This window comes from Methylobacterium sp. J-001 (genome assembly GCF_022829565.1).
Taxonomy (GTDB): Bacteria; Pseudomonadota; Alphaproteobacteria; order Rhizobiales; family Beijerinckiaceae; genus Methylobacterium.
The window spans coordinates 1-26,251 of the sequence record NZ_JAKSYN010000027.1 but is presented as its reverse complement, the minus strand read 5'-3'; the positions used below and the strand labels follow the sequence as shown (position 1 = coordinate 26,251).

Sequence of the window (26,251 nt, the reverse complement as noted above, 5' to 3'; positions counted from 1 at the left end):
GCCGCCCATGTCCATCGCTATCGATCCCTTGAGCGCGGCGCGCGCAGACCCGCGCGCCTCCCTCGCCATCGTCGGTAACGCGCCCGGGATCCGCCCGGCAGCACGCGCCATCGACGCGGCCACGCATGTGGTGCGCTTTAACAACGCTCCCGGCTTCGGCGGGCCCACCGGCTCACGGGTCACGCATCTCGCCCTGGTCAATCGCGGCGGCCAGATGCGCGAATGGCTGGCCGACCCCGGGTTCCTCGACCGCCCGGTGGTCCGGCAGGCCGAGGCGTTCATCCTGCCGTTCCCGATGCTGCCCGTCGAGGCGAATCTCCCCGAGCCGATCTGCTGGACCCGCGAGGCTTTGGCGCTGCTGCGCCCCCTCGGCAAGCCGGTCCATATCCTGCCCGAAACCCTGCACGAAACCGCGCAGCGCCGGCTCACACCCCATACGGAAGCGCGCCCCAACCCGAGCACCGGCTTCCTGGTCAGCCTCGCGCTCCTGCTCGACCGCCCCGCGGGCGCCGGCCCGGTCGACGTTTACGGCTTCGGCTTCGCCGGCTGGCCCGGCCACCCCTGGGCAGCCGAACGGGCCTGGTTCGCCGAGGCCGCAGCGGCCGGGCGCCTGCGCCTCCACCCACCCGTTGCGACGGACGCGCCATGACCACGTTGATCACCGTCCTGAAGAGCGGCGGCCGCTACGACGCGACCTGGGTCGCGCGCCTGGCCCGGGGCGTGCGCCGCCACGCACCGGCCTTCGACCGGATCCTGTGCCTGACCGACCTGCCGCTGGCCGTGGCTGGGGTCGAGCGGGTGCCGCTGCGGCACGGCTGGCCGGCCTGGTGGGCCAAGATGGAAGCGTTCCGCCCGGGGCTGGCGGAGGGCACGACCCTGCTGTGCGACCTCGACACCGTCTTCACCGGCCCGGCCGACGCCCTGGCCGAGCCCGGCCTCGCAGCCATGGAGGATTATTTCCACCGGGGCCGGCTCTCCAGCGCCCTCCTGCGGTGGCACGGGGAGGAACTCGCCGACCTCTACGCGACATTCGCGGCCAATCCAGACCACTGGATGACGCCCGGCTCCTGCGGCCCCGTGCCGAACGCGGTGCACGGCGATCAGGTCGTCATCGACCATCTCCTCCGCCGGAACGGTCAGTCTCCGGACTTCATCCAACGGATCCATCCGGGCCTGCTCGACTTCTATGATCCCCGGCGCGACGCCCATGGGCCGGTGGTCATCTTCATCGGTACCGCGAAACCGGATACGGCCGCCGGATCCGTCCACGCCGCATGGACCGATAGCTGAGTGCTGCGCCAAGGCGATCCGCACGGCCAGGCCATCGTTCGGTGCTTCAGCCGCCGGTTTGCCCTGTTCGGGGCGGACAGGGGCCAGATCACGACGGACCCCGCCGCCGGGGGGCCGCGTCGTCTTCCCCGATGGTGGGGCCTCAGGATGCCGGCTCGAAGTGGCAAGGCGATCCGAGACCAGCGGCGCCGCGGCCGCGGTCGGGAGAGCCTCGTCCAAGGCCGGCCACGCTTCGATTAGAAGCGGCGGTGCCATCCCGCGTGCCGGAACCCGCCCCATCGGTGCCCACCCCCATGCCACGCGAAGTGGCGATGCCAAGCGAAACGGCGATGCCAGCTGTAATGCCAGCGGTAGCCGCCCCACCGATGGTAGCCGAACCGGCGGTAGGCGGGGCCGTAGACGGAGGGGCGATAGGCGTAGGGGCGATAGGCGTAAGGCCGGACGTTCGGCCGGCACCAGCCGTAGAAGTTGCGGTGGAAGCCGGGGCCGCACCCGTCCCGGGCCTCCGCCGCCGGGGCGGCGAGCAGCACACCGGATACGAGGGCGAGGGACATGACGAACTTGCGGATCATGACGCGCTCCATGGGCGCCCGGCACGCGGCCGGACGCGTCGGGTTTCAGGAATGACGGGTTCAGTTCGGCCAGCAGCGACGGCCGTAGGGGCCGATGTGGAAGCCGGCTGGGCATGAGCGGCCGCGCACGTAGCCACCCCATTGCCCCCCGGTCCGGCAGCCGCCGTAGGGACCGCGGTGGCCGTAGGGGCCACAGCCGCCGTAGACCTGGATGATCTGCGCACCGTCGGACCCGGCGGACATCGCGTCCTGGACCAGCGGCAGGGCCGAGGCGGGCACGGCGAGGGCGGCCAGCAGCACGGCGGGGGCGAGGACCTTCAACATCGACGGACTCCTTCTGCTCGATGGGACCGGGACCGGCGCGATGCCGTCCCGTCCCGTGTCCCGGCAGCGGTCAAGCCGCGTCGGGTTGAGCGAAGGTTCGCGCCCGCGTTGTACCCGGATGTGACGGGTTCGCGCCGGAGCGTAACGTTATGTAACCGCCGCTTGCGCGGTGTTGCCGGCGGTCAGGCCAGGGCCGGCAGCGTCACGACGAGCCGCGCGCCGCCGGACATAGCGGTCTCGGCCACGATGGTGCCGCCATGCGCCTCCGCGATCTGCCGGGCGATGGCGAGCCCCAGCCCGGTCCCGCCGGTCCGGCGGTTCCGGGACCGCTCGACACGATAGTACGGGCTGAACACCGCGGACCGCTCGGCCGCCGGAATGCCCGGTCCGTCGTCTTCGACCACGACCTGGCAGGCCGACCCCGCCCGCGTCACCGCGACGGCGACAGAGGAGCGCCCGAACTTGACGGCGTTGCCGATGAGGTTGGCGACCACCCGGCGCAGGGCGACGGCGTCGCCGGCCACGGTCGCGTCCGGCACCTCCTCGCCCCTCAGGCTGATGTGAGCCCCCTGAGCGGCATGCTCGGCGACCTCGACCGCCACGATGTCGGCGAGGTCCACGGGCGAGCGCCCGACCTCGGCCGCGGTGCCGCGGGCGAAGCCCAGCGCGGTCTCGATCAGCGCCGTCATCGTGTCGAGATCCTCGACCAGCCGCGCCCGGCGCTCGGGCTCGGCGATGCCCTCGGCCCGCAGGCGCATGCGCGTCAGGTACGTCTTGAGGTCGTGCGAGATCGCGCCGATCAGCATCGAGCGTTCGCCCATGAGGCCGACGATGCGCTCCTGCATCGCCTGTACGGCCTGGGCGAGGCGCCGGATCTCGGGAGCGCCCTGCGGGGCGAGGGCAGGCTCTGCCGCGCGGCCGTCGAACCGGGAGACCGCTTCGGTCAGGCGACGGAGCGGTGCGAGTTCGTGCCGGGCGCCAACGGTGACGAGGCCGGCGACCGCCACACCGAGCACGGCCACCCACAGGCTGAGCGGCTGCCCGAGCAGCCACGGCATGAGCGAGTGGTGCCCCTTGATGGCCGAGATGACCAGCGTCCGCCCGTCCGGCAAGCGGTAGGTGGCCTCGGCCAGGCCGCCGATGGACCGGTGCCAGGTACCGGTCCCGGCATCGGCCGGCCCCTTGCCCCGGTAAAGCATGTCGGATTCGGTGAAGGCCCGGATGCCGTCGCTGGAATCCCCGGTGAGACGGTGCAAGCGCGCCTCGAGGACCGGCTCGCGGATCAACGCTGTCGCGTCGGGCGGCGCGTCCACGATCTCGGCTTTCAGCGCCTCGCCGCTCACGGCACGCAAGATGGCCGGCCGCTGCGCCGGATCCGCGTCTTTCAGCAGGGCCATGATGCCCGCCGCCTGGTCGAGGCGGGGGAACCGCGATCCGTAGGGCCAGTGTTCCTGGCTGCGCTGCCAACGGTCGATGCCGAAAGTCGCGACGACGAGGAGCGAGAGTGCCCCCAGCAGGACCAGCATGATCCGCCCGAGAAGGCCGACGCGCCCCATCACGGCGCCCCGGACTTCACCGGCGCCGCCAGAATGTAGCCGGCGTTGCGAACGGTCTTGATCAGGCCGGCGACGGTGCTGCCCGCAGCATCGAGCCTGTGCCGCAAGCGGCTCACCTGAACATCCATGGTGCGGTCGAAGGCGTCGGCAGTTCGGCCGCGGGTCCAATCGAGGAGCTGGTCGCGCGAGAGCACCCGTTGCGGCCGGGTGACGAAGCAATGCAGCAGGTCGTACTCGGCGCTTGTGAGCGGGATCTCGGCAGCCGGGTTGCCGGTGGTCACCGTGCGGGCGGCGAGATCGACGACGAGATCGGCGACGCTCAGCCGTTCGGACACGGCCTCAGGGGTTGCGGCGCCGGCTCCGCCGGCCCTGCGCAGGACGGCGCGGATGCGGGCCAGCAGCACGCGGGGGCTGAACGGCTTCGACACGTAGTCGTCGGCGCCCATCTCCAGGCCGAGCACCCGGTCGATGTCCTCGTCCTTGGCGGTGAGCATGACGACGGGCGGGCCGTTCGCCGCGCGCAGACGGCGGCAGATCGAGAGGCCGTCCTCTCCCGGCAGCATCCAGTCGAGGACGATCAGATCCGGCGCGGGACCCGCCGTCAGCAATTGGTCGAGGCCGGCGCCGCCGGAAAGACCGATCACGCGAAAGCCCTCGCCGTCCAGGTAACCGGCGAGCTGGGTGCGGATGTCGTCGTCGTCCTCGACGATGGCGATGGTCGTGCCGTCGGTCATGCCGCGAGGATAGACCGACGCGACGGCGCGGCAACGCGAAAACGACCGCTGTCACAAAACGTTACAAGCTGCCGGCATCGCGTCACATCCGGGAATTGGGCCGACCCGACGGTTCCGCACATCACAGCGGGGTCCCGATGGGCCGTGAGGAAGACGGGCAAAGACGCTGGGTGGAATCCGATCTCGGTCCCCGTTCTGGCCCGGTGTGACCACGCTTCCCGGACAACGTTCGGTCTGGCTCCGGCAAAGGCATGGATCACAGCCGGCGCAGATGAGATCGACGCGGATCGGATCCGGATCCTCTGCCCCTCCGGAGACGGATCCGACGCCGCGCTATCGCAACCGCCGACACGGACCGCATCGGCATCGTTGCCGTGTCAGGGGAGTGCTGCCGTCGTGGCTGCCGGGTCGCCCGGAGGATGGGCAGATCCAGACCGAGATCAGGTCGCCTGCTCGAGCTTCTCGCGCAGAGCGCTGGGTAACGCGGCGAGCCACTGCTCCTCCTCGCCTGGTTCCGGCAGCACATGGCCGAATTCGAGGACACCGAGGGCCGGGATGTCCGAGATGTAGACCCAGACGTCCTGGTCCGAGATGCCGAGGATCCCGCTGGTCTCCGCCATGATGCGCCGGAGCATCGCGGCCTTTTGCTCCCGGGTCCGGCCCGCCCGGATATCGGCACGCACCCAGACGTGGTCGGGAGAGGCCGGCTCGCCGCCGATGAAGATCGAGCCGGGCTCGACCTTATGGAAGAGGACCTGCACGAAGTAGCGCGGAGCGTTCGCCTCGACCGCATGGATGGCCGTGATACTCGCGACGATCGCGGCGCGCTGATCGGCCGTGAGGTCCTTCGCAGTCGAGAGGGCATAGGTCGGCATGGGCGTTCTCCCGATCGCTGATGCTCGGCGTGCCGCCCGGTCCGCCGGACGACTTCTCGCCGGCCGGCCGCCATCACGCAGTCCGCCGGCCGGTGGGACCAAGGCCGTGACGCCCCGCTCCGTTCCGTGCCGGGCTGGCGCCGACACGGAACGGCCGTCCTAGAGGCTCGGGCGCAGTCCCCGAACCGGGCTCAACGCCTCCAGCAGCGCGGCGACGTAAAGGATCGTCGATTCGGCCTGCCAGCTGCCGACGACCTGGACGTTGATCGGCAGTCCCTCGCCGCTCGTCCCGAACCGCATCGACAGGCCCGGCAGGCCCGTGACGTTCAGCGGCACGGTCGCGCCCTGGAGGTAGGTGGCGTCGACGGTCTGCCCATTGATGACGAATTCGGTGATGCCGTGCTTGTGGGCCGGGATCGGCAGGACCGGGGTGATCAGCGCGTCGTAGCGCCGAAAGTAGTCAGCGTAGCCGTCCCGCAGCCGCTCCGCCGTCTGCACGACCTCCACCGGCGAGACCTGGCGGGTGCGGATCAGTTCGGCGAGCCGTGTCGCATCCGAGAAGACGATACCGGTTGTCATGGCTCGGTGTCCTTCGCGATGAGGCATAGGGACAGAAGCTCCGCTGGATTCGGAGCTTCTGTCGGATCGGGGCGCACCGATCCGGGGCCGGTCTCCGCCCGCACGGATGCACGGTCGGAGGTGTTCAGGGACGGCCGAGGCTGTCGTCAGCCGTTCGCGAGACGTTCGAGAAGACGTTCGGCGGCGGGCCCGGACGAGGCCGGGTTCTGGCCGGTGATCAGGAGGCCGTCGGCCACCACGTACGGCGCCCAGTCGTCCGCCTTGGTGAACCGTCCGCCATTCCGCCGGAGTTCATCCTCAACCAGGAAGGGAACCACCTGAGTGAGGCCGACGGCCTCCTCCTCGGTGTTCGTGAACCCGGTCACCGATCTGTCCTGCACGAGCGGCGTCCCGCTGGGGGCCTTCGCATGGCGAAGGACGCCGGGAGCATGGCACACGAGCGCAATGGGCTTGCCGGCTCCCAGCGTCGTCTCGATCAGCGTGATCGAGACCGGGTCCTCAGCGAGGTCCCAGAGCGGACCGTGCCCGCCCGGATAGAACACGGCGTCGAACACCCCGTGGGTGACGGCTTCGAGCCGGGTCGTGTTCGCCAGCGCCGACAGGGCGTCCACATCCGCTTCGAACCGGCGCGTCGCGTCAGTCTGTGAAGCCGGCTCGCTGCTCTTCGGGTCCAGCGGGGGGCGGCCCCCCTTGGGCGAGGCGAGCACGATCTCCGCGCCTGCATCCTTGAACACGTAGTAGGGCGCGGCGAGTTCCTCCAGCCAGAAGCCGGTCTTGCGGCCCGTGTCGCCGAGCTGATCGTGGGACGTCAGCACCATCAGGATCTTCATTGTCGTTCTCCGTGGTCGTCGGGGTGGAAGGGTGGGATTCCGGGGGCAGACCGGTCAGGCCCGCGCCGCGCTGATTTCCGATGGTGTTGCGGACGCTGACGCGGTGTCAGCGTGCCTGAGACGGGCGCTCTGCGCGCTGCTCCCGCGCAGCCGCCGTCTCCATGCGCCGGAGTTCCGGGCTCGCGCGGCGGATCGCGTCGGCTTTGGCCATGCGGACGGCGCCGATGGTCTCCAGGGTGATCCTCTCCTGCGCCGCAGCCATGGGGATCGCGATCCTGAACGGCGTCGTGCTCACGAGCTACATCCGCAAGCTGGAGCGCGCCGGCCTCGACCCGCGGGAGGCGGCGACCCGGGCAGCCGAGATGCGGCCGCAGCCGGCGATGATGACGGCGCTGGGCTTCCTGCCGATGGCGCTCTCGTTCAGCGCCGGCCCCGAGGTCCAGCGCCCTCCGGCCACCAAGGTGATCGGCGGCCTGATCTCGGCGACCCTGCTCACCCTCGTGGTGCTGCCCGCGATCGACCCATTCGTGTCGCGGCCCCGCCTGCCTTTCGGCGGCCATGGGGCTGACGCCGCTCCCGGCCGGATACCGGGCCGATCCGCTGCCCGGACACGGGAGGGCCAGGACGTGTGAGCGCAGCCGCAATGGACACGCCCTCCCCTCGAGTGCGCTCGGGATCCGCCGGCACGGCCGATCGCGAGCGCGGAAAGCAGAGGTTCCTCCGCGGCGCAGTCCATGGGCACGGCTTCAGCCGCTGGACCGGCGGCATCGTGGTTCTCCGGCAGGCTGCGAGCGCCTCGCCTTCAGCCGGACACCACCTGTCAGCACGCGGCGCTAATACGTGGCGAACAGACGCGCGACCGCCTCGGGCTCGGACGTCACGGTCAACGCCAGGGCGAGCAGGATCCGGGCCTTCTGTGGGTTCAGGTTGTCGGCGCTGAGGATGCCGCGGTCGCGCAGGCGTGTGGTCAGCGGTACCACACCGCTTCCGGCCCGGGTCGACATCACCACCAGGATGCCGGCGGCGGCCGCCTCCTCGAGAGCGTCGGCCTCGGCCGGCGGGGTCATGCCCGGGGCAAGCCCGGCCGAGACCAGGCCGCGGGCGCCGGCCGCTCGGAACGCCCGCACGGCGGTACCGTCGGCATCGGCATAGCCGTAGGACACGTCCACCCGCGGCAGGGCGGGCAGCGTCCGGATGTCGAACGGGGTACCGGGCGCATGGGCACGCTCGGAGCGGCGGTAGTACCGGACGTGATCACCGTCGACTTGGCCGAGCACGCCGAAATCCGGGGTGCGGAAGGTTTGCAGCCGTGCGACCGAGGTCTTGGTGACCTCGCGGGCTGCCTGGATCTCATCGTTGAGCACCACGAGTACGCCCCGGCCGCGGGACGCCGGCGCAGCGGCGGTGCGGATCGCCGCAACCAGATTGAGCTTGGCGTCTGTGGACAGGGCGCTCATCGGCCGCTGCGAGCCGACCAGCACCACCGGCAGGTCGACCGTCAGGGTGAGGCTGAGCGCGTAGGCGGTCTCCTCCAGGGTGGCGGTGCCGTGCCCGATGACGATGCCGGCGAGGTCCGGATGCGCGGCGGCGGTCTGCGCGCACAGCAGGACGAGGTCGCGCCACTCGGCGAACCCGATCGCCGGGCTCGGCACCGCCCGGAACGGCACCGGGATCACATCGGCGACCGCGGCGAGTTCCGGGACCGCGTCCAGGATGCCACCGGCTTCCAGGCGCCGGTCGGTGGCGGTGTAGTCGAGGATGTCGAGGGCATCGCGCCCGAGGGACGAGATCGTCCCGCCCGTGCCGATGAACGCGACCTTGGGCAATCCCGCCCCGTATCCTGCCGCCATGCCGTGCCTCCTGGCTGCCCGGCCGACCGCCGGCCCCGCCAGGTCCGTGATGCCGTCTCGCACGGTCGCGGTCGACCCCGTGCGTGCGCAGGCGGGCGATGCGCCGGCCGACGGGACCCTCGTCAGGATACGCGATTCGGCGCGATCTTTGTCCGAACGGGATCGCGCCGGGCTGTCAGACGCCGGCCGCGACCCGCAGCGGGGCTGTCATTTCCGGTGTGCGGCCCACGGGCTCGGCGTTGCCATAGAGGCCCCGATGCTTCGGATTCGGGCTGAGCCGGTCGGTCAGGCCGATCACCGTCTCGGCCGCCCCAAGCAGGAGCGCGCCATCCGGCGCCAGCTGGGCCGCGAGCCGCGCCAGCACGTCCGACTTGGTCGGCGCGTCGAAGTAGATCAGCACGTTGCGGCAGTAAATCACGTCGAACTGGCCGAGCGATGTGAAGCTGTGCAGCAGGTTGAGCTGGCGGTAATCCACCATGGAGCGCAGGCTCTGTGCGATCTGCCACTGCTCGCCGACCTGGGTGAAATACTTGATCAGCCACTGCACCGGCAGGCCGCGCTGCACCTCGAAGTGGCTGTAGAGGCCGAGTCTGGCTTTCTCGATCACCTCGGTGGACAGGTCGGTGGCCACGATCTCGACCTGCCACCCGGCAAGCCGGGGCCCGGCCTCCTGGAGCAGCATGGCCAGCGAATAGGGCTCCTGGCCGGTGGAGGCCGCGGCGCACCAGATCCGAAGCCGGCGCTTGCTGGCGTTGCGCACCAGCGCCTCGGGCAGGATCGTGTCGCGGAACAGGTCGAACGGGATGCGGTCGCGGAAGAAGAAGGTCTCGTTCGTGGTCATCGCCTCGACCACGGCGCGCTCGATCGCCCCGTCCTGGCCGAGCTTGAGCGCACCGATCAGGTCGCTGAGGGCGGCGATCCCGAAGCGCCGGCAGACCGGGGTCAGCCGGCTCTCGACGAGGTAGCGCTTCTCAGCGGTCAGCGCGAGGCCGGAGCGCTGCTTGAGGAAGGTGCGCAGGTATTCAAACTCGAACTCGGTCATGACGGCTGGCCCGTGATCAGGGCGCGCAGCGCCGTCGCGAGTTCGGGGAGCGGCAGCACGGCCTCGGCAAGGCCGGCCCGGGCGACGCTGCCGGGCATGCCCCAGACGGTGCTGGTCGCCTCGTCCTGGGCGAGGACCGGGCCGCCCGCATCGGTGAGCGCGCGGGCGCCGTTGGTGCCGTCCGAGCCCATCCCGGTGAGGATCACCGTCGCCGTGGCAGCGCCGAAGACCACGGCCGCGTCCTTGAACAGCACGTCGACAGCGGGGCGGCAGAAATTCACCGGCGGCCCGTCGGTGAGCCGGATCATGGGACCGTTGGGTCCCGCCACGAGCCCCATATGGCGGCCGCCCGGCGCCACGTAGATCCGGCCCGCCTCCAGACGTTCGTCGGCCTTGCCCTCCGCGGCGCGCAGCCCCGTGCGGGTGGACAGGTGCTCGGCGAACACGGCCGTGAAGATCGGCGGCATGTGCTGCACGATCAGAACCGGCACCCGGCGCAGGGCAGCGGCGCCGATCCCCTCCAGCATCTCGCCCACCGCGCGCGGTCCGCCGGTCGAGGAGCCGATCAGCAGGGCGCGGGGCTGGGTGCGGTTGCGGACCTTGGGCCGGAGGGTGAAGGGTGTGGCCGGGCGCGGCGCCGGCGCGGCGGGGGCCAGCGCGGGCGCCGCATGGGCCGGAGCCTGTGCGGTCCCGGCGGACGGACGCCGCGCCCGGGCGCGGGCGGCTCCGAACACACGGACCCGCTCGATCAGCTCGACCCGGAACGTCTCCGAGGTGGTGACGCCACGGTTGCTCTCGGGCTTGGCGATGTAATCCACCGCCCCGAGGGCGAGGCATTTCAGCGAGATGTCTGCGTTCCGCGTGGTCAGCGTCGACATCATCACGACTTGAAGATTCGGGCTCATCGCCAGCATGCGCGGCAGCGCCGTCGTGCCGTCGAGTTCCGGCATCTCGATATCGAGCAGCACGACATCCGGGTCGTGCTTGGCCATCATCTCCAGGGCGATCCGGCCGTTGGAGGCGGTGCCGGCGAGCTCGAATCCGGCTTCGGCGATCCAGCGCGCGACGAGCCCGCGCACCACGGCGGAATCGTCGGCGATCAGCACCCGGATCGGAGCGGCGGATGTCGTGGATTGCGCAGGCGGACTGCGAAGCGGGACGACCGCGGGGCTCAGGGCCATAATGAATGCCTCAGGTACTGGGTCGCGGTTGAAGTCGGCGTCGGTTCAGGCGGCGTCGGCGACCAGTCCGACCTGTTCGAGCTTGGCCGCCAGGATGTCGCGGTCGAAGGGCTTCATGATGTACTCGTCCGCCCCCGCCCGAAGGGCCCGGGCGATCGCGCCGACGTCGTTCTCGGTGGTGCAGAACAGGACCTTGGGAGCCGCCCCCCCTTCGCTCCGGCGCAGGGCCTGGAGGAAGGTGTAGCCGTCCATGTTCGGCATGTTCCAATCGAGCAGGATCGCGTCGGGCATGTTCGCCGCGCACGCTTCGAGGGCGGCGGTGCCGTCCTCAGCCTCGTTCACATTCATGCCCAGGGCCTCGATGATCCGGCGCGCGACCTTCCGGATCACCGCGGAATCATCGACCACCAGGCAGGTCGTCTCGTGTGGCGCTTTCATACCCCCTCCTCACGCCGCCTTCGCGCCGGCGGCGCTGAAGCCGAGGAGCGCATCCACGTCGAGGATCACCAGCAGGCGGCCGTCGAGGCGGTGGACGCAGGTGGCGAGGTTGCGCCAGCGCGGATCCAGATTGATCGGCACCGCCTCGCGGCTGTCGGCTCCGAGCTTCAGCACCTCGCCGACGCCGTCGACCACGAGAGCGAAGGTCTCGCCGCCCTGCTCCAGACCGATCGCCATCTTGGGGCTGGCCTTGTCGCCCTGCGGCTCGGCGTCGGGCAGACCGAGGCGCCGGCGCAGGCACAGCGCCGTGACCACGCGCCCGCGCAGGTTCAGCAGGCCGACGATCTCGTTGGGCGCCAGGGGCACTGGCGTCACCCCGGAGGGGACGAACACGTCGTGGACCCGCTCGATCGCCAGGCCGAACAGGGTGTCGCCCACATAGACGGTGACATAATCGTCGGTGGGGCCGGTCTCGGCGCCGTTGGCATTGGCAGCCTGCATCAGAACTCTCCGGATTCGATCGTCGTAGGGCGGGCGGCGCCGGGATCAGGCGGCTTGCGAAACGGTGGTGGCGCTGATCTCGGCCAAGGCCGCGATCAGCCCGCTGCGGTCGAACTTGGCCACGAGGTCGCTGATCGCCAGCGACCGGGCCCGCTCCACCGCCTCCGCACCGACTGTCCCCGTGAGGCCGATCACCGGCAGGCCGGCGAGACGCGGCTCGCTCCCCCGCATGGCGGCGACCAGATCCAAGCCGCTGCGGCCCGGCATCTCCAAATCGGTGACCACGACCTCGATGCGCGGATCCGATTGCAGGAGCGTCAGCGCGGCATCGGCGCTCGCCGCGGTGAGGACCTGATAGCCCGCGGCCTTGAGCACCGGGCTCAGCATGTCGCGGAAGAAGGCCGAGTCGTCGACGAGCAGCAGCGTCGAGACCTGCTCCGACTTCTTCGGGCCGCGCGCCCAGTCGTCGTAGGCGAGCGGCAGGAAGTGGGCGATGTTGATGATGTCGGTGGCGCGACCGCGCAGCACTGCCGAGCCGATCAGGTCGGAGCGGTCAGCCGCGATCTCGATATCGAGGCGCTCCTCGACGATGTCGACGATCTCGTCGACCACGAGGCCCATCGCCCGCTCGCCGTCGGAGAACACAACCAGTGCCTGCGTCCCCTCGGAGCTGATCGTGATCGCCGGATCGGCCGGGACCAGCGGCATCAGCCGGCCGCGGTACTGGATCAGCGGTCGCCCGCCCAGCCACTCGACCTTGTTGCACTCGATCTCCTCGAGGCGGGTCACCAGCGAGAGCGGAACGGCCTTGAAGCTGCCGTGGCCACCCTTGAACACCAGCAGCGTGGTCTTGGTATCGCCTATCTCGGACGCCTCGGCCTCCGCGTCGACATCGGCATGGCCGCTGCTGCCCTGGACGCCCTGGGCGACCTGCCGGGCCACGCCGTTGGGGTCGACGATCAGCACCACGGCGCCGTCGCCGAGGATCGTATTGCCGGCAAACATGGGGATGTGTCGAAGCTTGGCCGACATCGGCTTCACGACGATCTCTTCCGTGTGGAAGACCTCGTCGACCAGGATGCCGAAGCGCTCACGCCCAACCTGGGCAACCACCACGAAGCCCGCCTGCTCGGTCTCCGCACCCTGGCCGTCCGATTGCCCGAGCAGGCCGGTGAGGGAGACGATCGGCAGCAGCCGCTCACGCAGGCGCAGCACCGGCGAACCGTTGATGCGCTCGACCCGCTGCGCCCCGGCATCGACCCGCACGAGTTCGAGCACGGCCACCTGGGGCAGAGCGAAACGATGCTCGCCAGCGCGCACGATCAGGGCGGCGACGATGGCCAGCGTCAGCGGGATCTTGATCGTGAAGGTGGTGCCGCGGCCCGCTGTGGTGGCGATGTCGATGATGCCGCCGATGGTCTCGATGTTCGTCTTGACCACGTCCATGCCGACGCCGCGGCCCGACACCGACGTGACCGCCGCCGCGGTCGAGAACCCCGCATCGAAGATGAACTTCGCGACCTGCGCGTCGGTCATCCGCTCGACGTCGGCCTGGGACGTCAGCCCGCGCTCCACCGCCTTCTTGCGGATCGCCGCGAGGTCGAGGCCCTTGCCGTCGTCGGCGATCTCGATCGTGATCGTGCCGCCCTCATGGTAGGCGGCGAGCCGGATCGTGCCGCGGGCCGGCTTACCCGCCGCCACGCGCCCGGCAGTCGATTCGAGACCGTGGTCGGCCGAGTTGCGGACCATGTGGGTCAGCGGGTCCTTGATCACCTCAAGGACCTGCCGGTCGAGTTCGGTCTCCGCGCCGACCATCACGAGGTCGATCTGCTTGCCGAGTTCGGCCGAGAGGTCACGCACCACGCGCGGCAGCTTCTGCCAAGCGCTGCCGATCGGCTGCATGCGCGTCTTCATGACGCCCTCCTGCAGCTCGGCCGTGACGTGGGAGAGGCGCTGCAGCGGAACCTTGTAGCTCGAATCCTCGTGCCGGCGGGCGATCTCGAGGAGCTGGTTGCGGGTCAGCACCAGCTCCGAGACCATGGTCATCAGGTGCTCGAGCGTATCCACGTTCACGCGGATCGTCTGAATCTTGCCGGCCGCCGTAGTCTCGGTGGCGACCACGGCCTCGGTGTCGCCCGCCGGCTCGGCCCTGCTCGAATCGACATCGGCCGGCTCTGGCTTGGGCGCCGCAGCCTTGGGAGCGGCCGGCTTGGGGGCCTCGACCTTCGGCACCTCGGCTTTCGGTGCTTCGACGGGGGGCGGAACCAGCGCGGAAACGTCCGCCTCGCCCGGGCCCGGGGCCGCCAGGAAGGCAGCCTCCAGCTCGTCGAGGGTGACTTCGCCCGGCTTCAGCTCGCGGGAGACCGGCTCCGGCAAGACCGGCTCGGGCGCGGGGGCCGGCGCGGCCTCGGGCTCCGGCTCGGCGGACGCCATGCGCTCCAGCTCCGAGATCAGGTCATCGTCGGAGCCCGCCGGCTCGGTGCCGGTGGCCTCCAGGTCGGCCAGGATCGCCTTGAGACGGTCCAGGGTCGAAAGAATCACCGTGACCGATTCGGAGGTGGCCGGCAGACCGTCCCGGAAGCGACCCATCAAGGTCTCGGCGGCATGCGCCAAGGCCTCGAGGCGCGGAAGACCGAGAAAGCCGCAAGTCCCTTTGATCGTGTGGACGAGACGAAAGATATTCCGAAGTATCGTCTGGTTATTCGGATCCTGCTCGAACCGAACCAGTTCAGCATCGACCGTGTCGAGGTGCTCCCCGCTCTCGGTCAGGAACTCACGAAGCAGGTCGTCCATAGGCGATACTCGTTACACGAAGAGGCTCTCGCGCAACGTACTTACTCACGCGGGGTTAGGGAAGCGTTTCGATCCCTTCCCCACCCCGTGGTTTTCCAGTTTTTTAGGCCAGCGCGGTGTCGGAAGCTTCGTCACCGGCCTCCGCGGGCGCCGCGATCACTGTCGGTGAGGCCGTGACCGTCACTTCATCACCTTCGATGGCGAATCGCACATCCATCGTGGCGGCCCGCGCCACGAGGCCGGCATAGAACGGGAGGATGCCGTGGGCGTCGACGGTGCCGCTCTCGGGGCTGCCGGCCATCAGCTCCTCGACATGGGGCGGGATGCGGGCATGCGAGCCCTTGGCCTTGAGCACGAGGGTCGGGGCCTCGCCGTCGCCCGAGACGGTGACGTCGATCAGCCCGCCCCGGGGGATCGCCGAGGTGGCGATCATCACGAGGTTCAGCAGCAGCTTGACCTTGTTCTTAGGAAACAGCGCCTGCGGCGCGCTCCAGGCGAGCTTGGTCTTCTCGTCGCTGAACATGCCCTTGGCTACGCCCTCGGCGTCGGCGAGGTCGATCGAGGCGCCCGCGGATCCCGCCGCCCCGAAGGCGATCCGGGCGAATTTCAGCCGGGCCGAGGCCTGCCGGGCGCTCTTGCCGATCAGTTCGAGGGCAAAGACCCGCATCGATTCGTCATCGTCGTCCTCCAGCACCTCCAGCCCGTTCACGATCGCGCCGACGGGGCTGATCACGTCGTGGCAGACGCGGGAGCAGAGCAGGGCGGCGAGGTCGAGGCCGTCGAGGGTCAGGCTGGGGGCGTTCGGGGAGGACATGGTGCGCTCCGGGCGGGCGGATCTGGGGGGCGAACACTCTGCGGGCCGGCTCGTCGCTTCGGAGCCGCCGATCCTTGGCCGCCCGATCAGCGGTCGAGTCCCCGCGAAACATGCCGCGCGGCCCGCCGGTCGGGCCGGGGGCGATGGACCGGTCCGCACGGATAAACGCCACGGCCGGCTTTGAAAAGCGTTACCGGCCGGCACCGGTGCCGGCCGCCCTCGGATCGGGTACGATACCGGCCAACACGCGCGCGTCGCAACGAGGACCGCGAGCCGTCCCGGCGCCCGAGGGCATCGCGGACGGCTCCAGCCAGGGAGGGATCGGCGTGCCACGCGAGACCGCCAGCCGCATCAAGGCCCCTAGCGCGTCGAGCCATTTTGACATGGCTCGCCGGGTGATCATGCGGACACGGCGCCCCCATGCAGCCTGAACCCACCCTGCTGGTGCGCCTCTGCCCCGGCCTGCACCTCGCCGACCCGAACGCGGCGCACGCTCGGCTCGCCGAGATCGAGCCGGCCTTCCCGACCGATTTCCTCACCCCGGCCTGCCGCACCCTGCTGCTCGGGCTCGCCGACCATTCGCCCTTCCTCTGGCAGGCGGTCACCCGTTCGCCGGAGCGCCTGGTCGCCCTGATGGGGCAGTCGCCGGAGGCCGCGAGCCGCACGATCATCGCCCGGCAGCGCGCGGTCGGCGTCGCCTGCGGCGACAATCCCGACCTGACCGAGGTCGGCCGCCGTCTCCGCCAGAACCGGGAGGAGCACGCCCTCCTGGTTGCGCTCGCCGATCTGGGCGGCTGCTGGGATCTCGACGCGGTCGTCCAGGCCTTATCCGATTTTGCCGATGCGTCGGTGAGCGCGGCTACCGACGCCCTGCTCCGGCAGGGGATGGCGGCCGGACGGTTCCGGCCGCAGGACCCGGAGGCGCCGCAGGTCGGCTCCGGGCTCGTGATCCTGGCGCTCGGCAAGCATGGCGGGGCCGAGCTGAACTATTCCAGCGACATCGACTTGGTCGTCTTCTACGAGGCCGAGCGCGCAGCCGCGACCACCGGCGGTGATCCCAAGGCCGTGTTCGTCAAGCTCGCGCAGGGCTTGGTGAAGCTTCTCTCCGAGCGCACCGCGGACGGCTACGTCCACCGGCTTGACTACCGGCTGCGGCCGGATCCAGGCTCTACGGCGGTGGCACTCTCCACAGGCTTCGCCTTCGAGTACTACCAGACGCTCGGCCAGAACTGGGAGCGCGCCGCCTTCATCAAGGCCCGGCCGATCGCCGGCGACATCCCGGCCGGAGCGGCCTTTCTGGCCGATCTCGCACCGTTCATCTGGCGCCGGCACTTCGACTTTGCGGCCATCGCCGAGATCCACGCGATGAAGCGCCAGATCCACATGGTCCGTGGGCACGACACGATCACGGTGGCCGGTCACGACATCAAGATCGGCCGCGGCGGCATCCGGGAGATCGAGTTCTTCGTCCAGACCCAACAACTCGTCTTCGGCGGCCGCAAGCCCACCCTGCGGGGGCGCCGGACCGTCGAGATGCTGGGCCGCCTCGTCGAAGAGGGCTGGATCGACGGACAAGCGCGCGACGAGCTCACGGAGGCCTATGGCTTCCTGCGCACCCTCGAGCACCGCATCCAGATGATCCGCGACGAGCAGACCCAGCGCCTGCCGACCGGCGACGCGGCGCTCGACGCCCTGGGGCGGTTCGCGGGGTTCGCCACCCGGGCGGATTTCGAGGCGGCGCTGCTCTACCACGCCGGCCGGGTCCAGGCCCATTACGCCCTCCTGTTCGAGACGACGCCCGGAGACGGCACCCCGGAGGACGCCCTCGTCTTCGGCGCGAGCGAGCCCGACCCCGCCACCCTGGAGAGCCTGGCGGCGTTCGGGTTTCGCGATCCCCGGCTCGCCTGGGAAACCGTGCAGGGCTGGCATGTCGGCCGCCGGCCGGCGCTCCAGGCTGGCCGGGCGCGGGAAATCCTGACCGAGCTGCTGCCGAGCCTGCTGCGGGCGCTCGGCGGCACCAACGACCCGGACGCGGCTTTGCTCACCCTCGACCGGGCGTTCGCCCGGATGCCGGCGGTGGCGGAACTCCTGGCGATCCTGCGCTCGCACGCGCGCCTGCGCCTGCTGTTCGCCGACATCCTGGGGACCTCGCCCCATCTCGCCGACACGGTCAGCCTCAGCCCCCACGTCCTCGACACCGTGCTCGATCCGGATTTCGTGGCGCCGATGCCGGCGCCCGAGCAGGTGCGAGAGCAGTACCGAGCGCTGGTCGGGCAGCCGGCGAGCCACGAGGAGGTTCTGGACCGGTGCCGGGACGCCACCCGCCAGATGGTGTTCGTCACCGGCGCGCGGCTTCTCTCCGGACTGATCACGCCTTGTCAGGCCGGAGAGGCCTATTCGGCGATCGCCGAGGCCACGGTCGCGCTGAACCTCGAGGCGGAGGCGCGCCGGTTCGCCCAAGACCACGGCGCCATGCCCAAGGGCCGGTGCTGCGTCCTGGCGCTCGGCCGGCTCGGATCCCGGCAGCTCAGCGCGGTCTCCGACCTCGATCTGGTGTTCCTGTACGACTTCGATCCGGACAACCGGATGAGCGACGGCCCGCGCCCGCTCGACGCGGTGGTGGCCTATAACCGCCTGGCACAGCGCCTCTACGCGGCGCTCACCACCGCCACCCGCCGCGGCCGGCTCTACGCAGTCGACCTGCGCCTGCGGCCCTACGGCAGCCACAGCCCGCCCGCGGTGCAGCTCAACAGCTTCGTGACCTATCAGCGCGAGGCGGCCGAGCCCTGGGAGCACATGGCCCTGACCCGGGCCCGGGTGGTGGCGGGCGATCCCGCGCTCGCCGCTGCCGTCATGACGGTGATCGCCGAGACGATCGCACAGCCACGCGATCCAGCCCGGGTCTGCGCCGCGGCGGGAGAAATGCGCGGGCTCGTCGCGGCCGAGCGCGGACATGCCGGTCCCTACGACCTCAAGCTCGCCCCCGGCGGCCTGTTCGACCTCGATTTCCTGGCTCAGTCGATCGTGCTGAACCACCCCGAGGTCCAGGCCGACGGATTCGGCCTCTCCGGCGAGGCGGTTCTGCGTCGGGCTGGCGAGCACGGCTTGTTGCCCGCCGCCATGGCCGAGCCCCTGGCCGAGACCTACGGCTTCCTCGACGCGGTCTACCAGTGGCAGCGGCTGGTGATGGCCGATCCCGGTGCGGTCCCCTCACACAGTGCGGCCCGGCAAATCGCCAAAGCTGTGGGCCTGCCGGATGCCCGCGGCCTCGCGGCGGAGCTGCATCGCCACCGGCGCCGGACCTGCGCGCTGCTGGCGCGGATCAAGCGGACGGTGATCGGGGTGCCGGGATCGTGACAGATGTCGGATCGTGACGGAAACACACAGCCTCAGGCACTTCGCGCCCGTTTCTTTCTGGCGCGCTTTCCCACGCGAGGACCACGCAACGGAACCGTTCCCCAGCCGAAACCGTCGACAAGCTCAACCCGCTCGGGCATTCAAGCGGGTGCGGGAGGCGACATGACGGGCGCGGCGATGTTTTCGGGGCCTGAGCGCGAGCGGATCGCCGCGGTGCTCGCCGAGATCGCCTGCGACGCCGGAGAGGTGCTGCGGCGCTATCATCGCGGCCCCTGCCCCCACGCCCTCAAGCCGGACGGCTCGCCGTCGAGCGCCGCCGATGTCGAGGCCGAAGCGCTGATCGTTGCCGCCCTCGCGGCGCGCTTTCCCGGGATCGCCGTCATCGCCGAGGAGGGCACCGCGGCCGACGACCTCGCGTTGCGGCCGGCCCAGAAGTTCTTCCTGGTCGATCCCCTGGACGGCACCCGCGACTTCCTGGCCGGAACGCCGGACTATTCGGTCAACATCGCCCTGGTGGCGGGAGACCGGCCGGTGGCGGCCGCCCTCGTCGCCCCCGGCCTCGGCCGGGTCTGGTGGTCGGGGCAGGCCAGCGTCGAGGCTCCCATACTCGAGGGTCGCCCAGGCGTGGGCCGGCCCGTGCATGCGCGCCCAGCGCCGCGGAGCGGCCTCGTCGCCCTGGGGAGCCGACGCCACGGCGACCCCGAGACCGCCACCTGCCTCGCCGCCCTGCCCGTGTCGGAGACCCGCCAATCCGGGTCCGCGCTCAAGTTCGGGCTGATCGCCGCCGGGGAGGCGGATGTCTACATCCGCTGCGGGCCGACCATGGAATGGGATACGGCCGCCGGCGACCACATCCTGACGGCGGCCGGCGGCTGCGTGGTGGTCCCGGGCGGCGGTCCGATCCTGTATGGCCGCTACCGGGCGAGCTACCGCAACGGCCCGTTCGCAGCCCTCGGCGACCCGGATCTGGCCGCAGGCGTCGCCCTCCCCGCCCCCGGCGGAAAAGGCCGGTCGCCGGAGACCCGCCTCAGCGCGGCGCATCCCTGATCGGCACGTCCAGCAGGTCCTGTAGGCCAGGCCAGGCCGCTTCCGCCTGCCGGGCCAGGTCGGGGTCCGCCAGGAACCGGGCGCGCCGCTCCCCGTCCCGGAACAGGTAAAGACGCTCGCCGATCACCGCGAAGACCAAGGGGTCGGCATCGACCAAGCGCCCGTCCAGGATGCCGGCGGCGTCGAAGCCGCCGAGCCGCGGGGTGTAGACCTCGGGGTTGTCTCGGAAGGCAGCCCGGTCGGCGCCGCTGGCGAAGCGCCAGACCCGGCCGCCCCAGGTCAGCTCGAACCGCGCAGAGCCGGCCAGCGGTCCCTCTTTCACGAAATAGCTGACCGGATCGAATCCCTCGAGCGCCAGCAGCTCGATCATCGCCAGCGACGGCTCGGCCGTCGCTGGCACGCAGGCCGTGATCAGGATCGCAACGAGGACCCGTAGCGGCGCGATCCGACGCAGGTCGAAGATCCCGACACGGATCGAACCCGGAGCGGGGGCGGCGTCAGAGCGCGTTAACCACATCTTGCGGTTTTCCTCCGAAGCTGGTCCGACGTATCGGTCCGCGCCGTCCCGGAGAGCGGGCCCGTCGTGAGGCCGATCCCGATCGAGGTGCGGCCGAGACCGACCCGTGAGTGCGGCGGCCTAGATCCGCCACACCAACCGTTACAGCATCGCCCTGAAAGGTGATCACCGCCTTTCGGAATGATGCGGAGTCGAAGACCGGCGGCATCGGCCCGGATCCGATGCTGCCGTCGAACCGCGCGAGGAGGCAACGATGACGGCACGAGACGAACGCGGCACCCATCGCCGGCATCTGCTCCGCGCGGGCCTCGGCTTGGCACTGGGTACGCCGCTGGCGGGCCTCGCCGGCCTCGGCACGGCGCTGGCGCGCGGCGAGGACCTCGACACACCCGAGACCTTCCGCCCCGGCGAGATCGTGGAATCCGGCCACCGGTTCTTCGGCTCGGTCTCCCGCGGCCTGGCGCTCACCGTCGAGGAGGCGGGGCGCCGCTGGGGTGAGCCGAACGGCTACATCCTCGGCCAGGAGGGCGGCGGCGCGGTGGTGGCCGGCGTCCGCTACGGCGAGGGTACGCTCTACACCCGCAATGCCGGGCAGAAGAACGTCTACTGGCAGGGGCCGTCCCTCGGCTTCGACATCGGCGGCGACGGCGCCCGCACCATGATGCTGGTCTACAACCTGCCGAACGTGCGCGACCTGTTCCGTCGCTTCGGCGGCGTCGACGGCTCGGCCTATCTGGTGGGCGGCTTCGGCATGACCGCGGTGGTGAGCGACCGCATCATCGTGGTGCCGATCCGCAGTGGCGTCGGCGCCCGGCTGGGCATCAACGTCGGCTATCTCAAGTTCACCCGAGAGGCGACCTGGAACCCGTTCTGATTGATGAGCGTAGCTTGAGTTCGCCCCGGCAACCGACCTGGGTTAGACTGATCCTCGGCCGGGCCTTCCGGCTGCATGCGCGGGCTGCTCCCTCGTGATCGAAACCGTGATGATCTTCGCGCTGGGTTTCCTGGCGGCGAGCCTGTGCGGCTTGCTACTGCTCCCGGCGCTTAACGCGCGTGCCGCGCGTCTGGCACGGCGACGCGCCGAGGCCCGGCTGCCGCTGTCGCCGGCTGAGATCGCAGCGGAGCGTGACTTTCTGCGCGCGCAGTTCGCCGTGCAGCAGCGGCGTCTGGAACGTCGGGTCGAGACCGTGCAGGCCAAGCGCCACGAGGATCTCGCTGCGATCGGCGCCGGTGCGATGCGGGCCGCCGCCCTCGCCCGCGACGTGGCGGCCCGCGATGCCGAGATCGCGCAAGTGCAGGCTAAGACCCGGGAACTCGAAACCGAGCTGACCAGCGCCCGCGAGGACGGCACCGCGAGCTTTGCCACGCTGCGTGCCCTTGAGGAGGCGCATGCGGACCTCCTCGACAGCCTCCTGGCGGTTCGGCAGGGCCGAGGCGCCGATCAGCCGCAGAGTGAGAAGTCGGCCCTGGCGGCTGAGCGCGACGATCTGCGTGCCAGCTTGAAGGCGGCCGAGGAGGCCCTCGCGCAGACTCTTGCGGACCGCCAGAGCGGCTTCGAGGGCGAGAACGCCGATCTCCGCAGGCGGATCACTGAGGTCGCCGACGCCCTAACCGGTTCGAACCGGATGCCCGAGGCGGCGTTTCCCGCTCCGCAGCCCGAGCGCGTCTGACCGAGCCGCAATGGCTGATTGTCACTCAGAAACGTTTGCGGATTGCCTTGTTTCGACCATGCAAAGGCATCATCGCAACCGGGATTGATCCCGACATTCCTGACCCCGAGAGATGGTACGTATCCTCATGCGCCTGAAGCCAATCCTTCTCGCCGTCGCGGCGGCCTCCGCCCTGACGCTTCCGGCCGCGGCGCAGCAGTCGAAGCGCGGCAACGAGACTCTCAAGAAGTACTGCACCGGGGATTATCTCACCTATTGCGGCAACCTCGCCCCCGACGATCCGGCCACCGATGCCTGCTTCCAGAAAAACTGGAAGAAGCTCAGCGAGAATTGCCGCCGGGCGATCGACGCCTACGAGGCCCAGCAGCAGCAGGACGCCCCCGCCAAGGGCAAGCAGGGTGCCCAGGGCACCAAGGAGCGGCGCGGCTGAGGCAAGACCCGGACGCGTGTGGCGGCTCCGCGCTCGCGCCGGCGCCCGGCAACCGCTAAGCTAACGCTCCCGCCGGCTATCGAGCGCCGGCGCCGAGCCCGTCGGACCCGCGCGCGATGCTGTCGTCTCCCGCCCTGAAGCTCCTTGCCGTGTCCGGCCTCGTCGCCCTGGCGGTCGCCGCCTGCGGACGGCGGGGCGCTCTCGAGCCGCCCCAGACGGCGGCGCCGACGCCGACGGCCCAGGCTGGATCCGACGCGGTCAACGGCCGCCGGACCCTGCCGGTCTCGGTCGGCCTCGGCGGCGGTGCGGAAGAGCCGACAGCGGCTGGCGTGCGGGCCGGGGACGAACTTTCCATCGCGGCGGTTCCGCCGGGTGGCACCGGGGCGCCGATCGAGACCAGCCGCGGCGCGAAGCGCGGTTACCGGGTCCCTAAGGAGCCTTTCATTCTCGATCCGCTGCTGTAGACGGCTTCTGCCGGAGCCCCGCCCCGCACCCGTCGATGGGTGCCCGCCGGCAGGCGGCTGGGATGTTTCACGGGAAACACCCCGCGCTCCGGCATGCTCGAGAGACTCGGCCGAGATGCACCATTTCCACTATCGCGAAGGCCGCCTGCAGGCCGAGGACGTCGACCTGACGGGCCTCGCCGCGGAGGTCGGCACGCCGTTCTACTGTTACAGCAGCGCCACCCTGGAGCGGCACTACCGCGTGTTCGCCGAGGCTTTCGCGGGCGACGACGCGCTGGTCTGCTTCGCCATGAAGGCGAATTCGAATCAGGCCGTGCTGCGGACCCTCGCGGCCCAGGGCGCCGGCATGGACATCGTTTCCGGCGGCGAGCTGCATCGGGCGCTCGCGGCCGGGGTCGATCCGGCCAAGATCGTGTTCTCCGGCGTCGGCAAGACCCGGGACGAGATGGTGGCCGCGCTCCAAGCCGGGATCTTCTGCTTCAACGTCGAGAGCGAGCCGGAACTGGCCCAGCTTTCCGAGACGGCCGTGGGCCTCGGCCTGACCGCCCCCGTCTCAGTGCGGGTCAACCCGGACGTGGATGCCGGCACCCACGCCAAGATCTCCACCGGCAAGTACGAGAACAAGTTCGGCATCCCGATCACCCGGGCGCCGGCGGTCTACGCCGCGGCCGCGACCCTACCGGGCATCGCGATCCACGGCGTCGACATGCATATCGGCAGCCAGATCACCGACCTCGCGCCCTTCGCCAGCGCGGCACGGCTGCTCGCCGACCTCGCCCGGCAGCTCCTGGCGGCGGGTCATCCCCTGCGCCACATCGATTTCGGCGGCGGCCTCGGCATCCCGTACCGCGACGACAACGCCCCACCGCCCGACCCCGCCGCCCTGGCCGCGACCCTGCGGCCGCATTTCGCCCCGCTCGGCCTGCGCCCGGTCTTCGAGATCGGCCGGATGATTTGCGGCAATGCCGGGATCCTGCTGACCCGGGTGCTGTACGTGAAGCACTCCGAGGGGCGCACCTTCGTGATCGTCGACGCCGCGATGAACGACCTGATCCGCCCGACCCTGTACGAGGCCTATCACGGCCTGCGCCCAGTCGCCGAGCCGGGGCCGGACACGCCCCGCATCGTCGCCGACGTGGTCGGCCCGGTCTGCGAGACCGGCGACTACCTCGCCCTCAACCGCGAGATGCCGGCGGTGAAGGCCGGCGACCTGATCGCCGTGATGAGCGCGGGCGCCTACGGGGCGGTCCAGGCTTGCACCTACAACACCCGCGCCCTGGTGCCGGAGGTGCTGGTGCGCGGCGACCAAGCGGCCGTGGTGCGGCCGCGGGTCAGCGTGGAGGCGCTGATCGCCCTCGACCGGATGCCGGACTGGCTGGCGTGACCGACGCTCCCGTGGGCTCGACGGCCCCGCGGGCGGGCGCCGCGCCGCTACCGCTGTCGATCTTCATCATCGCCCGCAATGAGGCGGATCGGATCGGCGCGACGATCCGGGCGGTGCGCGACCTGACCGACGACCTCGTGGTGGTCGATTCGGGTTCCACGGACGGAACCCAGGCGCTCGCGGCTTCGCTCGGAGCCCGGATGATTCACAATCCCTGGCCGGGCTACGGCCCTCAGAAGCGCTTCGCCGAGGAGCAGTGTCGGCACGTCTGGCTCCTGAACCTCGACGCCGACGAGGTCGTCCCCGCCGACCTCGCCGCCGAAATCCGCGCCCTGTTCACCGCCGGCGAGCCGCGCCGGCCGGCCTGGCGAATCGGCATCGCGGAGGTCTTCCCCGGCGAGGGACGGCCTCATCCCTGGGCCTACAAGCTCACGCCGGTGCGGCTCTACCGCAAAGACCGGGGGCGCTACGCCCCCTCCCCGGTCCACGACCGCGTCGCCCTAGAGCCCGGGGTCAAGCCCGGCCGCCTCCGGGGCGTCATCCACCATTTCTCGGTGCGCTCGCTGGGCAACCAGCTGGACAAGCTGAACCGCTATTCCGACCAGCAGGCGGACGACCTCGAAGCCCGCGGCGTGGTGATCCCCACTTGGCGCGTCTTCGTCGAGCTGCCGGGCAATTTCCTCAAGGCCTATCTCGGCCGACGCCACGTCCTGCGCGGCACCTACGGCTTCCTGACGGCCATGAACTACGCCATGTCGCGCCATCTGCGCATCGCCAAGCACTACGAACGCCGCCGCCGCACAACGACCGGCCCGGATCGGGTTGACCCGCCCGGTCCGACCTTCTAGAGCCAGAGCGCCGGAGACGTGGCCGAGCGGCTGAAGGCACTCGTTTGCTAAATGAGCATACCCCGAAAGGGGTATCGAGGGTTCGAATCCCTCCGTCTCCGCCAACATGACTCGACACCACTTAAGTGGTCGCGATTGCTAGCTTTTCCAAAATTTTTAATTTCGGTTTGCCCCCGATTTGTCCCCGCACGGCGACACCGGCTTCTGCTTCTGAAGGAACTCCATCCTCGCGCCGTCAAGCTTCGTGACGCTGCCGATTCGCTTGAGATGAAGGAACGATCGTTCCTTCAGCCTGCCCTGCGCTAGGCAATCGGAAGGAACCGTGTGGCGCGACCGGCAACGCCGACGATCTAGGCCGTCGCATAGTGGAGGGTACCGCAATCGACGATGGATCGCGATGACGGCATCGTCCTCTCATCCGAACGAAGGTGGGAGAGGCGCCCCGCCCATCGGTTGGCGGCCGCCCTATTGCCGCTCCTTCTCCGCCTTTCCGGAATCGCGCTCCGACAAGGCTGGCATCGGAGATCGCCGAACTGGGAGCGGCGGCTCATCATCGGAACCGGCGGAGGCCGACGAAAATCAGGTGACGAGCACCTCAAAGGAGATTGACCTGCCCTCCTCCTTGCGGAACTGTTCCCCAGGGTACGAAATGGACATTCCCTCGAAGGGAGCCGCGCATGCGGCGCCTGGCCAATATCTCGGCTTCGCGCTTCAGCCGGTACGCCTCTGCCATCATCTTCTGACGGCTCCGCCGGGGGCGCTCGTCTCGCTCGAGCACCTAGTGCAGTGACGCGGACGGAGGATTCACGCACACGGTGAGACGTGCGAGTCTGTGCGATGGCTCAGACGGTATGCGTACTCCTCGATGCGACCGACGCGGCACGGCTGGCCGCGATCGCCAGCGACCGCTCCCGTCCGCTCAAGCACACCCAGCGCGCCCGCATCGTCTTACTCTCGGCCGAGCGCCTGAGCGTCCAAGATGTGGCCCGGCGGGCGGGCGTCAGCCGCCCGGCGGTGTGGCGCTGGCAGCGGCGCTACGCCGAGGCGGGCGTTGAAGGTCTGCTGCGTGACAAGACGCGTCCGCCCGGGACACCACCCCATTCGACCGAGACGGTCGCCGAGGTGCTGGCGCTGACCGGCTCGGAGCCGCCGGGC

28 protein-coding genes and 1 tRNA gene are annotated in these 26,251 nt (G+C 70.4%); 13 read left to right on the top strand and 16 right to left on the bottom strand.

Annotated elements, in window-relative coordinates:
• Positions 1-7 precede the first annotated feature (7 nt).
• Together MKK65_RS01585 and MKK65_RS01580 are read left to right on the top strand one after the other, a co-directional pair.
• The gene (locus MKK65_RS01585; protein ID WP_243954723.1) at positions 8-649 is read left to right on the top strand and encodes a hypothetical protein; all 642 of its coding nucleotides are present in this window, start codon (positions 8-10) and stop codon (positions 647-649) included.
• Complete coding sequence (locus MKK65_RS01580) at positions 646-1,290, top strand: hypothetical protein (RefSeq protein WP_243954721.1); 645 nt, start codon at positions 646-648, stop codon at positions 1,288-1,290. Before MKK65_RS01585 ends, MKK65_RS01580 begins: the two co-directional genes overlap by 4 nt.
• Positions 1,291-1,526: 236 nt before the next feature.
• Here MKK65_RS01580 and MKK65_RS01575 read toward each other — a convergent pair whose 3' ends face one another.
• From MKK65_RS01575 to MKK65_RS01540, 8 genes are all read right to left on the bottom strand, one after another.
• Positions 1,527-1,862 carry a GCG_CRPN prefix-to-repeats domain-containing protein gene (locus MKK65_RS01575; protein ID WP_243954720.1) on the bottom strand — a complete coding sequence of 112 codons (336 nt, stop codon included), beginning with the start codon at positions 1,860-1,862 and terminating at the stop codon, positions 1,527-1,529.
• A 60-nt stretch (positions 1,863-1,922) separates the two neighbouring features.
• Positions 1,923-2,186: a GCG_CRPN prefix-to-repeats domain-containing protein gene (locus tag MKK65_RS01570; protein WP_243954718.1), complete on the bottom strand. Its 264-nt coding sequence runs from the start codon at positions 2,184-2,186 to the stop codon at positions 1,923-1,925.
• A 182-nt stretch (positions 2,187-2,368) separates the two neighbouring features.
• On the bottom strand, positions 2,369-3,742 hold the full coding sequence (locus tag MKK65_RS01565; RefSeq protein ID WP_243954716.1) for a sensor histidine kinase: 1,374 nt from the start codon (positions 3,740-3,742) through the stop codon (positions 2,369-2,371).
• A complete protein-coding gene (locus MKK65_RS01560; RefSeq protein ID WP_243954714.1) occupies positions 3,742-4,476 on the bottom strand; it encodes a response regulator in 735 nt (244 codons plus the stop codon). The genes MKK65_RS01565 and MKK65_RS01560 overlap by 1 nt, the downstream gene beginning before the upstream one ends.
• A gap of 440 nt (positions 4,477-4,916) precedes the next feature.
• Positions 4,917-5,351 carry a tautomerase family protein gene (locus tag MKK65_RS01555; RefSeq protein ID WP_243954712.1) on the bottom strand — a complete coding sequence of 145 codons (435 nt, stop codon included), beginning with the start codon at positions 5,349-5,351 and terminating at the stop codon, positions 4,917-4,919.
• Positions 5,352-5,510: 159 nt separating this feature from the next.
• Positions 5,511-5,930 (bottom strand): amidase family protein, encoded by a 420-nt coding sequence (locus MKK65_RS01550; RefSeq protein WP_243954710.1) that lies wholly within the window; start codon positions 5,928-5,930, stop codon positions 5,511-5,513.
• Between the two features lie 146 nt (positions 5,931-6,076).
• Entirely contained in the window at positions 6,077-6,760 is a 684-nt protein-coding gene (locus tag MKK65_RS01545; RefSeq protein ID WP_243954708.1) for a type 1 glutamine amidotransferase domain-containing protein, read from the bottom strand.
• 106 nt (positions 6,761-6,866) lie between these two features.
• A complete protein-coding gene (locus MKK65_RS01540) occupies positions 6,867-7,022 on the bottom strand; it encodes a hypothetical protein (protein ID WP_243954706.1) in 156 nt (51 codons plus the stop codon).
• Here MKK65_RS01540 and MKK65_RS01535 point away from each other — a divergent pair.
• The gene (locus MKK65_RS01535) at positions 7,021-7,392 is read left to right on the top strand and encodes an efflux RND transporter permease subunit (protein WP_409565345.1); all 372 of its coding nucleotides are present in this window, start codon (positions 7,021-7,023) and stop codon (positions 7,390-7,392) included. The genes MKK65_RS01540 and MKK65_RS01535 overlap by 2 nt on opposite strands.
• A gap of 201 nt (positions 7,393-7,593) precedes the next feature.
• Here the strand turns inward: MKK65_RS01535 and MKK65_RS01530 are convergent, their stop codons facing one another.
• From MKK65_RS01530 to chpT, 7 genes are all read right to left on the bottom strand, one after another.
• Positions 7,594-8,610: an asparaginase gene (locus MKK65_RS01530; RefSeq protein WP_243954704.1), complete on the bottom strand. Its 1,017-nt coding sequence runs from the start codon at positions 8,608-8,610 to the stop codon at positions 7,594-7,596.
• A 175-nt stretch (positions 8,611-8,785) separates the two neighbouring features.
• Positions 8,786-9,652: a CheR family methyltransferase gene (locus tag MKK65_RS01525; protein WP_243954702.1), complete on the bottom strand. Its 867-nt coding sequence runs from the start codon at positions 9,650-9,652 to the stop codon at positions 8,786-8,788.
• Complete coding sequence (gene cheB / locus MKK65_RS01520) at positions 9,649-10,833, bottom strand: chemotaxis-specific protein-glutamate methyltransferase CheB (RefSeq protein ID WP_243954700.1); 1,185 nt, start codon at positions 10,831-10,833, stop codon at positions 9,649-9,651. Before cheB ends, MKK65_RS01525 begins: the two co-directional genes overlap by 4 nt.
• A 45-nt stretch (positions 10,834-10,878) precedes the next feature.
• Entirely contained in the window at positions 10,879-11,271 is a 393-nt protein-coding gene (locus tag MKK65_RS01515) for a response regulator (RefSeq protein WP_058191283.1), read from the bottom strand.
• A 9-nt stretch (positions 11,272-11,280) separates the two neighbouring features.
• The gene (locus MKK65_RS01510; RefSeq protein WP_058191282.1) at positions 11,281-11,772 is read right to left on the bottom strand and encodes a chemotaxis protein CheW; all 492 of its coding nucleotides are present in this window, start codon (positions 11,770-11,772) and stop codon (positions 11,281-11,283) included.
• Positions 11,773-11,817: 45 nt separating this feature from the next.
• Positions 11,818-14,565 (bottom strand): hybrid sensor histidine kinase/response regulator, encoded by a 2,748-nt coding sequence (locus MKK65_RS01505; RefSeq protein WP_243954698.1) that lies wholly within the window; start codon positions 14,563-14,565, stop codon positions 11,818-11,820.
• 103 nt (positions 14,566-14,668) lie between these two features.
• Entirely contained in the window at positions 14,669-15,379 is a 711-nt protein-coding gene (gene chpT / locus MKK65_RS01500; RefSeq protein WP_243954696.1) for a histidine phosphotransferase ChpT, read from the bottom strand.
• Positions 15,380-15,799: 420 nt separating this feature from the next.
• Between chpT and MKK65_RS01495 the strand changes: the two genes are divergently transcribed.
• Together MKK65_RS01495 and MKK65_RS01490 are read left to right on the top strand one after the other, a co-directional pair.
• Positions 15,800-18,736 carry a bifunctional [glutamine synthetase] adenylyltransferase/[glutamine synthetase]-adenylyl-L-tyrosine phosphorylase gene (locus tag MKK65_RS01495; protein WP_243954694.1) on the top strand — a complete coding sequence of 979 codons (2,937 nt, stop codon included), beginning with the start codon at positions 15,800-15,802 and terminating at the stop codon, positions 18,734-18,736.
• Positions 18,737-18,898: 162 nt separating this feature from the next.
• Positions 18,899-19,783, top strand: coding sequence for a 3'(2'),5'-bisphosphate nucleotidase CysQ (locus MKK65_RS01490; protein WP_243954692.1), 885 nt, complete (start codon positions 18,899-18,901; stop codon positions 19,781-19,783).
• Here the strand turns inward: MKK65_RS01490 and MKK65_RS01485 are convergent.
• Complete coding sequence (locus tag MKK65_RS01485) at positions 19,764-20,300, bottom strand: YHS domain-containing (seleno)protein (protein WP_243954690.1); 537 nt, start codon at positions 20,298-20,300, stop codon at positions 19,764-19,766. The two genes, MKK65_RS01490 and MKK65_RS01485, sit on opposite strands and share 20 nt — an antisense overlap.
• Before the next feature lie 253 nt (positions 20,301-20,553).
• Here MKK65_RS01485 and MKK65_RS01480 point away from each other — a divergent pair, with 253 nt between their 5' ends.
• The 8 genes from MKK65_RS01480 to MKK65_RS01445 all read left to right on the top strand — a co-directional run.
• On the top strand, positions 20,554-21,174 hold the full coding sequence (locus MKK65_RS01480) for a DUF1134 domain-containing protein (protein WP_243954688.1): 621 nt from the start codon (positions 20,554-20,556) through the stop codon (positions 21,172-21,174).
• Positions 21,175-21,283: 109 nt separating this feature from the next.
• Positions 21,284-21,970: a hypothetical protein gene (locus tag MKK65_RS01475; RefSeq protein WP_243954686.1), complete on the top strand. Its 687-nt coding sequence runs from the start codon at positions 21,284-21,286 to the stop codon at positions 21,968-21,970.
• A 127-nt stretch (positions 21,971-22,097) separates the two neighbouring features.
• Complete coding sequence (locus MKK65_RS01470; RefSeq protein ID WP_058191274.1) at positions 22,098-22,400, top strand: hypothetical protein; 303 nt, start codon at positions 22,098-22,100, stop codon at positions 22,398-22,400.
• A gap of 116 nt (positions 22,401-22,516) precedes the next feature.
• Complete coding sequence (lptM, locus tag MKK65_RS01465; protein ID WP_243954684.1) at positions 22,517-22,864, top strand: LPS translocon maturation chaperone LptM; 348 nt, start codon at positions 22,517-22,519, stop codon at positions 22,862-22,864.
• Positions 22,865-22,979: 115 nt separating this feature from the next.
• Positions 22,980-24,248, top strand: a complete 1,269-nt coding sequence (gene lysA, locus MKK65_RS01460) for a diaminopimelate decarboxylase (RefSeq protein WP_243954683.1) — start codon at positions 22,980-22,982, stop codon at positions 24,246-24,248.
• A complete protein-coding gene (locus MKK65_RS01455; RefSeq protein WP_243954681.1) occupies positions 24,245-25,096 on the top strand; it encodes a glycosyltransferase family 2 protein in 852 nt (283 codons plus the stop codon). Before lysA ends, MKK65_RS01455 begins: the two co-directional genes overlap by 4 nt.
• A 12-nt stretch (positions 25,097-25,108) precedes the next feature.
• Positions 25,109-25,200: transfer RNA gene (locus tag MKK65_RS01450), tRNA-Ser, on the top strand.
• Between the two features lie 733 nt (positions 25,201-25,933).
• Positions 25,934-26,251: helix-turn-helix domain-containing protein (locus MKK65_RS01445; protein ID WP_243954679.1), on the top strand; the 318-nt coding region annotated here is incomplete at its 3' end.

Excerpts from the sequence above, each read along its gene's own strand:
- cheB (WP_243954700.1), bottom strand. The coding sequence starts at position 10,833 with ATGGCCCTGAGCCCCGCGGTCGTCCCGCTTCGCAGTCCGCCTGCGCAA.
- MKK65_RS01515 (WP_058191283.1), bottom strand. The coding sequence starts at position 11,271 with ATGAAAGCGCCACACGAGACGACCTGCCTGGTGGTCGATGATTCCGCG.
- MKK65_RS01470 (WP_058191274.1), top strand. The coding sequence starts at position 22,098 with ATGCGCCTGAAGCCAATCCTTCTCGCCGTCGCGGCGGCCTCCGCCCTG.
- lptM (WP_243954684.1), top strand. The coding sequence starts at position 22,517 with ATGCTGTCGTCTCCCGCCCTGAAGCTCCTTGCCGTGTCCGGCCTCGTC.
- MKK65_RS01565 (WP_243954716.1), bottom strand. The coding sequence starts at position 3,742 with ATGGGGCGCGTCGGCCTTCTCGGGCGGATCATGCTGGTCCTGCTGGGG.
- lysA (WP_243954683.1), top strand. The coding sequence starts at position 22,980 with ATGCACCATTTCCACTATCGCGAAGGCCGCCTGCAGGCCGAGGACGTC.
- MKK65_RS01585 (WP_243954723.1), top strand. The coding sequence starts at position 8 with ATGTCCATCGCTATCGATCCCTTGAGCGCGGCGCGCGCAGACCCGCGC.
- MKK65_RS01485 (WP_243954690.1), bottom strand. The coding sequence starts at position 20,300 with ATGTGGTTAACGCGCTCTGACGCCGCCCCCGCTCCGGGTTCGATCCGT.
- MKK65_RS01535 (WP_409565345.1), top strand. The coding sequence starts at position 7,021 with ATGGGGATCGCGATCCTGAACGGCGTCGTGCTCACGAGCTACATCCGC.
- MKK65_RS01475 (WP_243954686.1), top strand. The coding sequence starts at position 21,284 with ATGATCTTCGCGCTGGGTTTCCTGGCGGCGAGCCTGTGCGGCTTGCTA.
- chpT (WP_243954696.1), bottom strand. The coding sequence starts at position 15,379 with ATGTCCTCCCCGAACGCCCCCAGCCTGACCCTCGACGGCCTCGACCTC.
- MKK65_RS01505 (WP_243954698.1), bottom strand. The coding sequence starts at position 14,565 with ATGGACGACCTGCTTCGTGAGTTCCTGACCGAGAGCGGGGAGCACCTC.
- MKK65_RS01570 (WP_243954718.1), bottom strand. The coding sequence starts at position 2,186 with ATGTTGAAGGTCCTCGCCCCCGCCGTGCTGCTGGCCGCCCTCGCCGTG.
- MKK65_RS01510 (WP_058191282.1), bottom strand. The coding sequence starts at position 11,772 with ATGCAGGCTGCCAATGCCAACGGCGCCGAGACCGGCCCCACCGACGAT.
- MKK65_RS01545 (WP_243954708.1), bottom strand. The coding sequence starts at position 6,760 with ATGAAGATCCTGATGGTGCTGACGTCCCACGATCAGCTCGGCGACACG.
- MKK65_RS01580 (WP_243954721.1), top strand. The coding sequence starts at position 646 with ATGACCACGTTGATCACCGTCCTGAAGAGCGGCGGCCGCTACGACGCG.
- MKK65_RS01495 (WP_243954694.1), top strand. The coding sequence starts at position 15,800 with ATGCAGCCTGAACCCACCCTGCTGGTGCGCCTCTGCCCCGGCCTGCAC.
- MKK65_RS01555 (WP_243954712.1), bottom strand. The coding sequence starts at position 5,351 with ATGCCGACCTATGCCCTCTCGACTGCGAAGGACCTCACGGCCGATCAG.
- MKK65_RS01530 (WP_243954704.1), bottom strand. The coding sequence starts at position 8,610 with ATGGCGGCAGGATACGGGGCGGGATTGCCCAAGGTCGCGTTCATCGGC.
- MKK65_RS01480 (WP_243954688.1), top strand. The coding sequence starts at position 20,554 with ATGACGGCACGAGACGAACGCGGCACCCATCGCCGGCATCTGCTCCGC.
- MKK65_RS01540 (WP_243954706.1), bottom strand. The coding sequence starts at position 7,022 with ATGGCTGCGGCGCAGGAGAGGATCACCCTGGAGACCATCGGCGCCGTC.
- MKK65_RS01550 (WP_243954710.1), bottom strand. The coding sequence starts at position 5,930 with ATGACAACCGGTATCGTCTTCTCGGATGCGACACGGCTCGCCGAACTG.
- MKK65_RS01525 (WP_243954702.1), bottom strand. The coding sequence starts at position 9,652 with ATGACCGAGTTCGAGTTTGAATACCTGCGCACCTTCCTCAAGCAGCGC.
- MKK65_RS01560 (WP_243954714.1), bottom strand. The coding sequence starts at position 4,476 with ATGACCGACGGCACGACCATCGCCATCGTCGAGGACGACGACGACATC.
- MKK65_RS01575 (WP_243954720.1), bottom strand. The coding sequence starts at position 1,862 with ATGATCCGCAAGTTCGTCATGTCCCTCGCCCTCGTATCCGGTGTGCTG.
- MKK65_RS01490 (WP_243954692.1), top strand. The coding sequence starts at position 18,899 with ATGACGGGCGCGGCGATGTTTTCGGGGCCTGAGCGCGAGCGGATCGCC.